We start from the raw sequence: 11,937 nt of genomic DNA, 5'->3' as shown, positions 1-11,937 counted from the left end.
GGCGGTCGCTGAACTACGGCCGACGCTCGCTCTGCGCGGCGGGCTCGCCGGCCGGCTGCTGCCGCACGAACTGGATCGGCTGGGGCCCGCCCACCAGCACGCAGGGCTTGCCGGTTCGCCGGCAATGGTCTTGCACGCGCCAGTACGCACCGTGGCTCACGCAGCCGGTCTGGCAAATCACCAGGTCGGCGGCGCGCAGGCCGGCCTCGAGCGCGGGGTCGTCGACGTCGTCTCCGCCGTCATGGTGCAGATAGCGGCCGCCGGCAATCTCCACCAGTTGCCGTGCGAGCGATGGCGCTTCTTCTCCGCGGCCCACGCACAGCACCGCTTTCTCGCGAAGATCGGCAGGCGCGCCGTGAGATGGCGTGATGCGGCGCCGGCTTGCCGGCGCCAGCAGCGCGTCAAGGCGCTTCGGCAATGCGTTGCCAACGGCAGCGCGTGCCGCGAGTTCTTCGCGCACGATGGCAATGGCCGAATCGCGCGCCACCAGTGCACCACGCAGCCGCACGACCCGCGCTTCGAGCCGTTCGATCATTGCGGCCTGCTCGGCCAGGAGGCGCGAGCAGCGCTCCTGTACGCGCGCATACGCCCGCAGCAACACGGCATGTTCGTGCTCTTTCGCCAGGTCTTGCTCTTGCCTTTGCTCTTGCATCGGGAACTCCATGGTGGCGATTCTAGATGAGAATAATTCTCAACTAAAGTCTTACCTGGCGCAGCAAGGGAGGCCTGCGCTGGATGCTGGGTATAGTGAAGCGAGGCGTTTTTTCTTTCCCCCGGAGACACCATGAGCTACGAAAACATCGAAGTGCGGACCGAAGCAGGCAAGGTCGGCATCATCACCCTCAACCGTCCCAAGGCGCTCAATGCGCTCAACGACGCGCTGATGACTGAATTGGGCACCGCCCTCAAGGCCTTCGATGCCGACGACGCCATCGGCTGCATCATCCTGACGGGCAGCGAACGCGCCTTTGCGGCCGGCGCCGACATTGCGGCGATGGCCAAGTACAGCTTCATCGACACGTACAAGGGCGACTACATCACGCGCAACTGGGAAACCATCCGCTCGATCCGCAAGCCGGTGATCGCGGCCGTGAGCGGCTTTGCGCTTGGCGGCGGCTGCGAGCTCGCGATGATGTGCGACTTCATCATTGCGGCCGACAACGCCAAGTTCGGCCAGCCCGAAATCAAGATCGGCGTGATCCCCGGCGCCGGCGGCACGCAGCGCCTGCCGCGCGCAGTGGGCAAGAGCAAGGCGATGGACATGGCGCTCACCGCCCGCATGATGGACGCGGCGGAAGCCGAGCGCGCGGGCCTCGTGAGCCGCGTGGTGCCTTACGAAAAGCTGGCCGACGAGGCGCTGGGCGCCGCGCTGGTCATTGCGGGCTACTCGCAGATCGCGGTGATGGCGGCCAAGGAGTCGGTCAACCGCGCTTTCGAAAGCGGCCTGTCCGATGGCGTGATGTTCGAACGCCGGCTGTTCCACGCGCTGTTTGCCACGGCTGACCAGAAGGAAGGCATGGACGCCTTCCTCAACAAGCGCCAGCCCGATTTCAAGAACGCCTGACGGCAACAGCGCTGCGGCGCTCTCCAGATTGCTATTGCCGCGTGAGCAGCGCCCGCAGCGCGGCGAGCGCCGATGCCGGCGGCGTGCCCACCAAGGGACGCCCGCCCGCTTGTTGGGGCGTCCATCGCACCTGGTCGCCCGCAATCTCGAGCACGGCCAGCAGCGCCGTGCCGCTGTAGAGCTCCAGGCGCGCTTCAACCGGCGCGGCCAGGTCGCTGCCGGTAAGCGTGGCCGAACGAGCCACCGTGTTCACCGACGCGGCCAATCCCTCGATGTCGCCACGCGCGTGGCGCACGGCTTGCCCCGCCCGCACGTAGTTGAAGGACGTCCAGTTGTCCAACGCCGAGAACGGCGATGTATCGCCCTGCGGGCTTGCGGCCCCGGCGGTGGCTGCCGCGCGCGGAGCGGGTGCCGGGCGCAATGCGCCGGAAGGCTGGGCATCGGCATTGCGCTGTGCGGACAATGCCGGCGCAATTTCCGTCCGCTCGCGCTGCATCGGCGGTGGCGCTGCCGCGGCCACGGGCGCGGCCGTGCTTCGATCTTCGGTGCGCGGGAATGCCCGCGGCTCGGCTGCCGATTGCTCCGCAATCGACGGCGCAGGCATCACCTTCGATGCCGCAGCGGCAGGGGCCGGCGGCGGGAAGGGTACGGCGGCAGGCTCCGGTGCAGGTGCAGGTGCAGGTGCAGGTGCAGGTGTCGGTGCGGACGGCGGCGCGGCGAGTACGGGTGCCGGAGGCGCCTCCGACGTCTTCCTGTCAATGTCCGGCGCGGTCGCGGCCTGTTTGCCGGAGGATGCCGGCGCGGGCCGGCGCAAGGCATCGGCCCTGCTCCGGGCCAACTCCTCATTCGCCGTATCGCGCGCAGCTTCTGTGGCCTGCGGAGCTGGTTGGACGGGTGCCGCTTCCTGCGGTGCGGGTACAGCGGCACCGCCCACCTGCGCCTCGCCATCGAGCCGCGCATCAGGCACCGGCTCGCGATACCAGAGCACGGTCACGAAAGTGGCCACGAGCACGGTTGCAAAAGCCGCATTCCAGGGCATGCGGGAACGCGCATTTCCTTCGCCGAACAAGCGGCGCCACCAGGGCGCGGCGCCCCCGGCTTCGGACGGGGGGACCGGATTGGAAACAGGCGTCAGGTTATGCGCCATCTTCCGGATCGCGTCCCGGGTGCGCGGATCGGGCAGCGCTTCGTTGTCCGGCGCATGGTCCAGCGCGCGGCGCAATACGAGGTCGTGCAATGCGCCGTCATCATCGCCGTTGAAACCGCCGCCGTTCTTGCCGCCGGTGTTCATGCGCGCTGCTCCAGCACCGCCAAGTAGCGCTCCATGCAGCCACGCAGTTTCTGCAGCCCGTAGCGAAGGCGGCTGCGCACGGTCTCGAAACCGATTTCCAGGCTGGCCGCGAGCGCCTCGACCGTCAGCCCGTCTTCATGGTGCAGCAGGAATGCGGCGCGCTGCTCGGGCGGCAGTTCGTCGAGGCAGGCCAGCAACCGGCGGCCGGCGGCGCGCCAGAACGCGAGTTCTTCGGCCGAGGGATGCGCGGCGGCATCGACCGCGCCGCGCACACCGCGGTCGAGCGTGGGCACGGCGTCGTCGCCCTCGTCCGGATGAGCGTCGAGCGCCACCTCGCGGCCGCTCACGCGCAGCCGGTCCATGGCCAGGTTGTGCGCGATGGTGAAGGCCCATGTGCGCCAGGCGGCGCCTTGCGGCGAAAAACTGTCGCGCGCGGAAATGATGCGCACCCAGGTGTCCTGAAACACTTCGTCGGCCTGCGCCGCCAGCCGCGCGCCCAGCAGCCGCTTGACGAAGCGGAACAGCCCGCCTTCGTGGCGTGCATAGAGCACATCGAACGCGGCGCCGTCGCCGCGCGCGTAGGCCAGCATCAACTGATCGTCGGGCATGGCGTCGCGCTCGGTGGCGGCTTTGGCGGAAGGGGCGCGGGGGAGCGCGGACATCGGAGGATTCTCACCCGGGCTTGTACGGGCGGCGGGCGGCTTCGGGGTTGGTCCTTGCAAAAAAGACACCTCCTGGGCGCACCGGGTCTTGATTGAAGCCCCGCAGCCTGCGCTATAATCTTGGGCTCGGCACAAAACTGCGCCGAACGGCTCTTTAGCTCAGTCGGTTAGAGCGATGGAATCATAATCCACAGGTCCGCGGTTCGAATCCGTGAAGAGCCACCAAGATCATTAAAAGCCTTGCAAGTCAACGACTTGCAAGGCTTTTTTGTTTTCCGCGGCTCGCAAGTTTGGCTCTTTTCGACGCTGTTTTTTCCACTGCCGGCCCCGGTGCCCGTTCAACGGGCAATGTGGTGCAAACCCGCGCCAGTGCTTGCTCCGGCGACCCGGGTCCTCAGACAACCCACAGAGTTGTGCACAGAAAAGCGGGACAAGTCATCCGTTTGACTTAACTGAAACGTAGCGCCACCCCGGCTCAGCCTGCCTTGCGGAAAGTGAGATTGATGCGCCGGCTGCCCAGCAGCGCATGCGGCCGGTCTTCGAGCGGCAGCACGCCGTGATAGCGCAGCCGGTCCGGCCCGCCCCACACGACGACATCGCCATGACCGAGCGGAACGCGAGCGGCCTTGTCGCCGCGCGCGAGCCCGCCAAACAGGAATGTGGCCGGCATGCCGAGCGAAACCGAGACGATGGGCGCGCCGTAGTCGCGCTCATCCTTGTCCTGGTGCAGCGACAGCCGCGTGCCGGGCTCGTAGCGATTGACCAGGCAGGCGTCCGGCGCAAACCCTTCGTACCCGGCTTCGGCCGCGGCCGTTTGCGCCAAGCGCTCGAACACCGCGGGCATCGGCGGCCATGGCCGGCCGGTTTCGGGATCGAGTTCGCCGTAGCGGTAGCCGCGCCGGTCCGAGATCCAGCCGAGGCGGCCACAGTTGGTCATTGCCACCGACATGGTGAGACCGCCCGGAGTCACGAGGTGCCGGAAGGCGGCGCGCTGTTCGACCTCATTCAATGCGGGCAGGAGTTCGTTCACGAAGGGCAGCGCGAAGCCACGCAGCACCCACGCGCCCGGGCCGATCGCCTCGTTGCGGCGCGGCAGTTCTGCGTCGGAGAAAAGATCGAGCGTCACGAAGCGATTTTCTCGTGCCCGGGGCCGCGGGCCGCTGTCTTTGCCACCAAGCGCCCGAGCGTCTGCATCGCCTTTTCCGCCTGCCCGTCCCATGCATGTCCGTAGTTCAACCGCAGGCAATGGGAGAAGCCTCGCGTCGCCGAAAAGATCGGCCCGGGCGCGACGCTGATCCCGAGTTCCAGCGCCTGCCGGTGGATATCGAGCGCATTCACGTGCGCAGGCAATTCGACCCACATGAAGTACCCGCCAAGCGGCCGCGTGGCGCGCGTACCTTCCGGAAAGTAATGGCCCACGGCTTGCGCAAAGCTCGCCTGTTGAACGGCCAGCGTCTGGCGCAGCTTGCGCAGGTGCTTGTCGAGGCCGCCCTTCTCCAGATAGCCTGCCAGCGCGAGTTGCGCGGGCACCGAAGTGCTCAGTGTGGTGGTCAGCTTCAGCCGCGCCACGGACCGCGCGAAGCGCCCCGCCGATGCCCACCCGATGCGATAGCCCGGCGCCAGGCACTTCGAGAATGAAGAGCAATGAAGCACGAGGCCCTGCGTGTCGAAGGCCTTGGCCGGAGCCGGGCGCCGGTCGCCGAAATAGAGCTCGGCGTATACGTCGTCCTCGATCAGCGGCAGCGCGTGCCGGGCGAGCAGATCCACCAGGGCTTTCTTCTTCGCATCGGGCATGAGGCTGCCGAGCGGATTCTGGAAGGTGGTCATCAACCAGCAGGCCTTGGGCTGGTGAGCCGCAATGGCAAGCTCCAGCGCCTCGAGGTCGATGCCTTCGCCAGGATGCGTTGGCACCTCGATTGCACGCAGGCCCATGCGCTCCAGCGCCTGCAGTGCCGCATAGAAGGTCGGCGATTCGACGATCAGCGAATCGCCGGGCCGGGTGACCGCCGCAAGGCACAGGTTGAGCGCCTCCAGCGCGCCGTTGGTGACGACGATTTCATCGGCCGGCACCTGCATGCCGTCGCCCAGGTAGCGCAGCGCAATCTGCCGGCGCAGCGCCGCGCTGCCGGGCGTGAGGTCGTCCACCGTGCTCCACGGGTCGAGCGACTTGGCGCTGGCGGCCATGAACTGCCCCAGCCGCGCGAGCGGGAACAGCAGCGGGCTTGGAAACGCCGAGCCGAAGGGCACCACCTTGCGCGACATGCTGGCCTCGAGAATGTCGAACACGTGGCCGCTCACGTCGAGCGACTTCGGCCCTTCGGCCGGGCGCGAGGTGAGGTTGGCTTCGGGCAGGGCATCGCGCAGCCCGCCGGCCGTGACGCCCTTCGGCCGGGCGCGAGGTGAGGTTGGCTTCGGGCAGGGCATCGCGCAGCCCGCCGGCCGTGACGTAGTAGCCCGAACGGTCCCGCGCGCGTACCAGCCCGCGAGCCTCCAGCAGGTAATACGCCTGGAACACGGTGGACGCGCTCACACCTCGGCTCTCGCCGGTCTGCCGCACCGAAGGCAGGCGGTCGCCGGTCTTCAGCGTGCCCTGGCGGATCGATGTCTCGATGTCGGCGGCAAGGGCTTCGTAGCGCTTCATCGCGGGCCTGCTTTCATCTGGATGACTTTATCTGCACTGGTGATTTGATCCTGAACTGCATCTGTTTTTTTGCGTGCGGTTGCGGCACAGTCGGTGCATGGTCAATCTCATGCGCGCGGTACGCGCTGTTCTCTGGAGTTTCATCGGGCTGAGCGGCCGCCGTGCGGATGCCGACCGGCGCACCGAGCAGGTCGGGGTGCTGCCGCTGATCGGCGTCGCGCTGGTCACGGTGCTGCTGCTCATTGCGGGGCTGCTGGCGCTTGCGCACTTTGCGGCCGGCACGTGATGAAGGCCGTCCGCCACTTCTTCAGAGGCCTTGCAGGAATCGCATTGCTGTTGCTGCTCGGCGGCCACGGGGCTGCCATGGCGGCCAGCGGCATCGAGCAGCGCGTGGCCGCCTGCATTGCCTGCCACGGGCGCGAAGGCGCCACCACCAATGCCGGCTACTTTCCGCGCCTGTCCGGCAAGCCCGCCGGGTACCTGTTCAACCAGTTGCGGAGCTTTCGCGACGGCCGGCGCTTCAATGCCGACATGACCTACATGGTGCAGCACCTCTCCGATGCGTACCTGATGGAAATGGCCGAATACTTTGCGGGCCTGGACCTGCCCTATCCGCCCGTTTCGAACGCGAGCGATGCAACGCCCACGCAGCTGGCGCGCGGCCGCCAGTTGGCGCTCGAAGGCGATGCGGCGCGCCGCATTCCCGCCTGCGTGCAATGCCACGGCGCAGCGCTCACCGGCGTGCAACCGGCCATTCCCGGGCTGCTCGGGCTGCCGCGGCTCTACGTGTCGTCGCAGCTCGGCGCTTGGCTTACCAACGAGCGTCATGCGCTCGCGCCCGACTGCATGGCCGAGATCGGCCGCCGCATGACCACCGCCGACATCAACGCCGTGGCCAGTTGGCTCGCAGTGCAGCCCATGCCGGCCGATCCGAAGCCCGCCTCGTCCTTGCCCGCACCGCCGCCGATGGCGTGCGGCGGCATGCCGAAGTGAGGCGGCGATGAAGAAGATGAAATATCTCGGCTGGACGCTGCTGGCTGTGGTGCTGCTGCTGGGCGGCGCGGCCGGCGGCATCGTGGCGCTGAACCTGCGCGGCGAAGACCCGCTGCCGGAGCAGGCCGAGGCCTTCAACGCCACGCCCCAGCAGGTCGAGCGCGGTCGTTATCTTGCGCTGGCCGGCAACTGCGCCGGTTGCCACACCACGCGCGGCGGCCAGCCCTACGCGGGCGGCCTGCCGATCAAAACGCCTTTCGGCACCGTGTATTCGAGCAACCTGACGCCGGACGAAAAATCCGGCATCGGCAGCTGGAGCAGCGCCCACTTCTGGCGCGCAATGCACAACGGCCGCAGCAAGGATGGCCGGCTGCTGTATCCCGCGTTCCCTTACCCCAACTTCACGCAGGTCACGCGCGAAGATTCGGACGCCATCTATGCCTACCTGCGCAGCCTGCCACCCGCGCCGGCGCCCAACCTGGCGCACCGGCTGCGGTTTCCCTACGACACGCAGGCCGCGCTGGCAGTGTGGCGGGCTCTTTCCTTCAAGCCCGAGACCTTCGTCGCCAACGCAGGCAAGCCCGCGGAATGGAACCGCGGCGCGTACCTTGTCGGCGGGCTGGGCCACTGCATCGCCTGCCACGGCCCCCGCGATTCGCTGGGCGCCACGCAGACCCAGCTCGGCCTTTCGGGCGGGCTGATCGCGGCAGAGAACTGGTATGCGCCGTCGCTTGCCGATCCGCACGAAGCGGGCGTGGCCGACTGGCCCACGGCGGAAGTGGTCGCGCTGCTCAAGAGCGGCATCGCACCGCGCGGCTCCGTCATGGGGCCGATGGCCGACGTGGTGTTTCGCAGCACCCAATACCTGAGCGATGCCGACCTGGCCGCGATGGCGAGCTACCTGAAAGACCTGCCCGGCGCGCCGGCTGCAACTGCCGCCCCCGCGCAACCTGCCGCCGTCCTGCGCCGGGACGCCGGCACCATGGCGCGAGGCGCGAAGATCTACGATCAGCGCTGCGCCTATTGCCATGGCGACCAGGGCCAGGGAGTGCCAGGGGCGTTTCCGCCGCTGGCAGGGAACCGCGCCGTGAACATGGCGCAGACGGCGAACCTGATCCAGGTGATCGCGCACGGTGGCTACCTGCCCGCCACCGAAGGCAATCCGCGCCCCTACGGCATGCCGCCGTTCGGACACCTGCTGGACGCGGGCGACGTGGCCGCGGTGCTCGCCTTCGTCCGCGGCTCATGGGGCAACGACAGCCCGCCCGTGACACAGCTCGACACGATGCGGCGCTGAGCTGGCGCTCCAGGGCACTCGATGCGCTGTGGAAACGCCCCGCTTTATGAACTCTTTTGTTTTCATTCGGGATTGCCCGAGGCGCTTTCTCCCGCGTTTACTGTTCCAATTCGTTACGGGAGTTGTTCTTAGGTGCCCCAGAACGCGCCGCTCGAAGGAGAGCAACCTTGAGCCTTGTCGCCACGAATTTCTCGCACGCCAGCGTCGAGCGGCTGTGCGACTACGAACTGCCAGACCCGCAGGCACAAGCCGCCCCAACGGCCGACCCGCTACCGGAACCCACGGGCGCAGAAAATCTTGCGCTCGCCTGGTGGCTTTGGGCCGATGAAGTGGGCAAGTCCATGCTGCGGCACTACGACAGCTGGCGCGAACAGCACCTCGGCCAGTCGCCGCATCGGCCTGGAGCCGGCCAGTAGCCGCTGAGCCGCCCCTTGTTCAGGCCGCGACGGGCTCGCGCTGCGCGCCGGCCTTCGCGTTCACCGGCATGTGCCGGGCCCAGTCGATGATCTCCAGCGTGCCGTCGGCATGCTCGGCCAGGGCCGTGAGGCTTTCGACCCAGTCGCCGTCGTTGCAATAGAGGATGCCGTCGATGTCGCGCATTTCGGCGTGGTGGATGTGGCCGCAGACCACGCCCTGCACCCCGCGCTTGCGAGCCTCGCGCGCCACCGCGTTCTCGAAGTCGCCCACGTAGCTCACGGCACGCTTGACCTTGCCCTTGAGATACTTGGAAAGCGACCAGTAGGGCAGCCCCATGCGCGCGCGCAGCGAGTTGAGGTGCCGGTTGAGCTTGAGCGTGAACTCGTAGAGCGAATCGCCCACATGCGCGAGCCACTTGGCGCACTGGATCACGCCGTCGAACAGGTCGCCGTGAATGATCCAGAGCTTGCGGCCGTCCGCCGTCTCATGAATCCATTCCTCCGCCACGTCGATACCGCCGAAATTGTGGTGCAGGTACTTGCGCGCAAACTCGTCGTGATTGCCCGGAATGAAGATCACGCGGGTGCCCTTGCGCGCCTTGCGCAGCAGCTTCTGGATCACGTCGTTGTGCGCCTGCGGCCAGTACCAGTGCCGCTTGAGTTGCCAGCCGTCGATGATGTCGCCGACCAGGAACAGGGTTTCGCACTCGGTGTGCTTCAAAAAGTCGAGCAGCGCACGGGCCTGGCAGCCGGGCGTGCCCAGGTGCAGATCGGAGATCCAGAGGGTGCGATAGCGCAGCGGCGGGCGCGCAAGATCGTCGTCCTCCGGCTCGGGGGTCCGGGTCGCGGTGTCGCGCCATGCGCGGAGGAAAGCATCGTCGCGTTGCATGGACGGGTAGGCTCCCACCGCCGCGTGACGGCGCGATGGCTTTCCCGTGACACTCCGGTGACGCGTGGTCAGGACGCCACGCGCCGCAGTCGGCTCAAGTTGTGCAGCGCTGGATTTCCACCGTCGAGTGGCGGATTTCCTCGTGCATCGAGAAGCAGGCGCGCACCTCGTCGGCCGAGAGCGTGGGGGAATGCGTCACCACGGTGAGCGCACAGGCATAGGCCTCGCGCCCCACGCGCCACACATGCAGGTCGACCACGCGCGTTTCCGAATCGGCCAGCATGGTTTCCACGCCTTCGCGAATCTCGGCCGTGACGGGATGGTCCATCTCGCGATCGAGCAGCACGCGGCCGGTTTCCTTCAGCAGGCCCTTGGCCCAGACCGACACCAGCACCGCGCCGACGATACCCATCATCGGGTCGAGCCAGGCCCAGCCGAAGAACCAGCCGCCCAGCAGCGCCGCGATGGCGAGCACGGAGGTGGCGGCGTCGGCCACCACGTGCAGGTAGGCCGAGCGCAGGTTCAGGTCGTGGCCGTGAGAACCGTGTGCATGGCCGTGCGAGTGGCCATGATCGTCGTGATGGTGCGCATGTCCGTGGTCATGGTCGTGCCCATGCCCGTGGTGGTGAGCCGATCCGAGCAGCCGCGCACAGACCAGGTTGACCACCAGCCCCAGCACAGCCACAGCCACCGCTTCGCGGTAGTGGATGGCCGAAGGCGAGAGAAGCCGTTCGATGGAGCCCACCACCATCAGCGCCGCAACGCCGAGCAGCATCAGCGCGCTCGCAAAGCCGCCCAGCACCTCGATCTTCCAAGTGCCGAAAGCAAAGCGCGGATCGTTCGCGTAGCGCCGCGCCGCCGCATAGGCAAAGGCGCTCAGGCCGATGGCCAGCGCATGTGAGCTCATGTGCCAGCCGTCGGCCAGCAGCGCCATGGAGTTGAACCACCAGCCGGCGCCGATCTCGACCACCATCGCGGCGACGGTGATCCACATCACGAGGCGGGTGCTGCGCTCGGCCGATTCGTTGCCTGCGCCGAAATGATGGTCGTGCTGCCAGGCACTCAGGTCATGGGTATGCATGGATAAAAATCAGATTCCGAAAAGGTCTTGTCCGTCCGAGCGGCTCGAAGGCGGCGTCACGCCCAGGTGGCGGTAGGCCGCCAGCGTGGCGATGCGTCCGCGCGGAGTGCGCTGGAGGTAGCCCTGTTGAATGAGGTAGGGCTCGATCACGTCCTCGATGGTGTCCCGCTCCTCGCCGATGCTGGCCGCCACGTTGTCAAGGCCCACCGGGCCGCCGTCGAAACGGTGGATCACAGCCTCGAGCAGCTTGCGGTCCATCAGGTCGAAGCCCTGCGGATCGACGTCGAGCATGGCGAGGGCCTTGTGCGCAATCTCTTCGGTGATGCGGCCGTTGCCCTTTACCTCGGCGTAGTCGCGCACGCGCCGCAGCAGGCGGTTGGCAATGCGGGGCGTACCGCGTGAACGGCGCGCAATCTCGAAGCCGCCGGCTTCGTCCGTTTCGACCTTGAGAAGCCCGGCGCTGCGCCGCACGATGAGCGCCAGCTCCTCGGGCGTGTAGAACTCCAGCCGCGCGACGATGCCGAAGCGGTCGCGCAATGGGTTGGTGAGCATGCCGGCACGCGTGGTGGCGCCCACCAGCGTGAAGGGCTGCAGGTCGAGCTTGATGCTGCGCGCCGCGGGGCCTTCGCCGATCATGATGTCGATCTGGTAGTCCTCCAGCGCGGGGTAGAGGATTTCCTCGACCACCGGGCTCAGGCGGTGGATCTCGTCGATGAAGAGCACGTCGTTCGGCTCGAGATTGGTCAACAGCGCGGCAAGGTCCTTGGGCTTCTCGAGCACCGGGCCGGAGGTCTGGCGCAGGTTCACGCCCAGTTCGGCCGCAATGATGTGCGACAGCGTGGTCTTGCCGAGGCCGGGGGGGCCGAACAGCAGCACGTGGTCGAGCGCCTCCTTGCGCTTGCGCGCCGCGCCAATGAAGATTTCGAGCTGCTCGCGCACCTTGGCTTGGCCGACGTATTCGTCGAGCAGCTTGGGGCGCAGCGCCCGCTCTATCGCCTCTTCCTGGGGCGACGCGGGGGCGGCGGACACCACGCGAGGAGGAGCGGGCGCGAAGTCGTCGGTCTGAATGGTCATTTGAGGGGTCTTCGGCTTGAGTTTAGTGC

Annotated in this window: 12 protein-coding genes, 1 tRNA gene and 1 pseudogene; 6 read left to right on the top strand and 8 right to left on the bottom strand. The window is 67.4% G+C overall.

Going from position 1 to position 11,937, the window contains the following annotated elements; all coding sequences use genetic code 11:
• Positions 1–13: 13 nt before the first annotated feature.
• Positions 14–652 carry a DUF2325 domain-containing protein gene (locus tag QHG62_RS24625; RefSeq protein ID WP_281148229.1) on the bottom strand — a complete coding sequence of 213 codons (639 nt, stop codon included), beginning with the start codon at positions 650–652 and terminating at the stop codon, positions 14–16.
• A 132-nt stretch (positions 653–784) separates the two neighbouring features.
• Between QHG62_RS24625 and QHG62_RS24620 the strand changes: the two genes are divergently transcribed.
• Entirely contained in the window at positions 785–1,564 is a 780-nt protein-coding gene (locus QHG62_RS24620) for an enoyl-CoA hydratase (protein ID WP_281148228.1), read from the top strand.
• A 31-nt stretch (positions 1,565–1,595) separates the two neighbouring features.
• On the opposite strand, the gene QHG62_RS24615 is transcribed toward QHG62_RS24620, so the two are convergent.
• A complete protein-coding gene (locus QHG62_RS24615; RefSeq protein ID WP_281148227.1) occupies positions 1,596–2,855 on the bottom strand; it encodes a hypothetical protein in 1,260 nt (419 codons plus the stop codon).
• A complete protein-coding gene (locus QHG62_RS24610; RefSeq protein ID WP_281148226.1) occupies positions 2,852–3,517 on the bottom strand; it encodes a sigma-70 family RNA polymerase sigma factor in 666 nt (221 codons plus the stop codon). The genes QHG62_RS24615 and QHG62_RS24610 overlap by 4 nt, the downstream gene beginning before the upstream one ends.
• Positions 3,518–3,665: 148 nt before the next feature.
• Here QHG62_RS24610 and QHG62_RS24605 point away from each other — a divergent pair.
• Positions 3,666–3,742: transfer RNA gene (locus QHG62_RS24605), tRNA-Met, on the top strand.
• Positions 3,743–3,992: 250 nt separating this feature from the next.
• Here the strand turns inward: QHG62_RS24605 and alkB are convergent.
• Positions 3,993–4,643, bottom strand: a complete 651-nt coding sequence (alkB, locus tag QHG62_RS24600) for a DNA oxidative demethylase AlkB (protein WP_281148225.1) — start codon at positions 4,641–4,643, stop codon at positions 3,993–3,995.
• Positions 4,640–6,158: pseudogene (locus tag QHG62_RS24595) on the bottom strand (PLP-dependent aminotransferase family protein). Before QHG62_RS24595 ends, alkB begins: the two are co-directional and overlap by 4 nt.
• Positions 6,159–6,255: 97 nt before the next feature.
• On the opposite strand from QHG62_RS24595, the gene QHG62_RS24590 reads away from it, so the two are divergent.
• The 4 genes from QHG62_RS24590 (at position 6,256) to QHG62_RS24575 (ending at position 8,864) form a co-directional block, all read left to right on the top strand.
• On the top strand, positions 6,256–6,444 hold the full coding sequence (locus QHG62_RS24590) for a DUF2970 domain-containing protein (protein ID WP_281148224.1): 189 nt from the start codon (positions 6,256–6,258) through the stop codon (positions 6,442–6,444).
• Positions 6,444–7,151: a c-type cytochrome gene (locus tag QHG62_RS24585; RefSeq protein WP_432445630.1), complete on the top strand. Its 708-nt coding sequence runs from the start codon at positions 6,444–6,446 to the stop codon at positions 7,149–7,151. The genes QHG62_RS24590 and QHG62_RS24585 overlap by 1 nt, the downstream gene beginning before the upstream one ends.
• 16 nt (positions 7,152–7,167) lie before the next feature.
• Positions 7,168–8,448 carry a c-type cytochrome gene (locus QHG62_RS24580; protein ID WP_281151800.1) on the top strand — a complete coding sequence of 427 codons (1,281 nt, stop codon included), beginning with the start codon at positions 7,168–7,170 and terminating at the stop codon, positions 8,446–8,448.
• Positions 8,449–8,615: 167 nt separating this feature from the next.
• A complete protein-coding gene (locus QHG62_RS24575) occupies positions 8,616–8,864 on the top strand; it encodes a hypothetical protein (protein WP_281148223.1) in 249 nt (82 codons plus the stop codon).
• A gap of 19 nt (positions 8,865–8,883) precedes the next feature.
• Here the strand turns inward: QHG62_RS24575 and QHG62_RS24570 are convergent, their stop codons facing one another.
• The 3 genes from QHG62_RS24570 to ruvB all read right to left on the bottom strand — a co-directional run bounded on the left by QHG62_RS24570 (position 8,884) and on the right by ruvB (position 11,908).
• A complete protein-coding gene (locus QHG62_RS24570) occupies positions 8,884–9,753 on the bottom strand; it encodes a UDP-2,3-diacylglucosamine diphosphatase (RefSeq protein ID WP_281148222.1) in 870 nt (289 codons plus the stop codon).
• Between the two features lie 94 nt (positions 9,754–9,847).
• Entirely contained in the window at positions 9,848–10,834 is a 987-nt protein-coding gene (gene dmeF / locus QHG62_RS24565) for a CDF family Co(II)/Ni(II) efflux transporter DmeF (RefSeq protein ID WP_281148221.1), read from the bottom strand.
• Positions 10,835–10,843: 9 nt separating this feature from the next.
• A complete protein-coding gene (ruvB, locus tag QHG62_RS24560) occupies positions 10,844–11,908 on the bottom strand; it encodes a Holliday junction branch migration DNA helicase RuvB (RefSeq protein WP_281148220.1) in 1,065 nt (354 codons plus the stop codon).
• Positions 11,909–11,937: the final 29 nt, after the last annotated feature.

The organism is Variovorax paradoxus, from assembly GCF_029919115.1.
Taxonomy (GTDB): domain Bacteria; phylum Pseudomonadota; class Gammaproteobacteria; order Burkholderiales; family Burkholderiaceae_C; genus Variovorax; species Variovorax paradoxus_O.
This window is presented reverse-complemented; position numbering and strand designations above follow the sequence as displayed.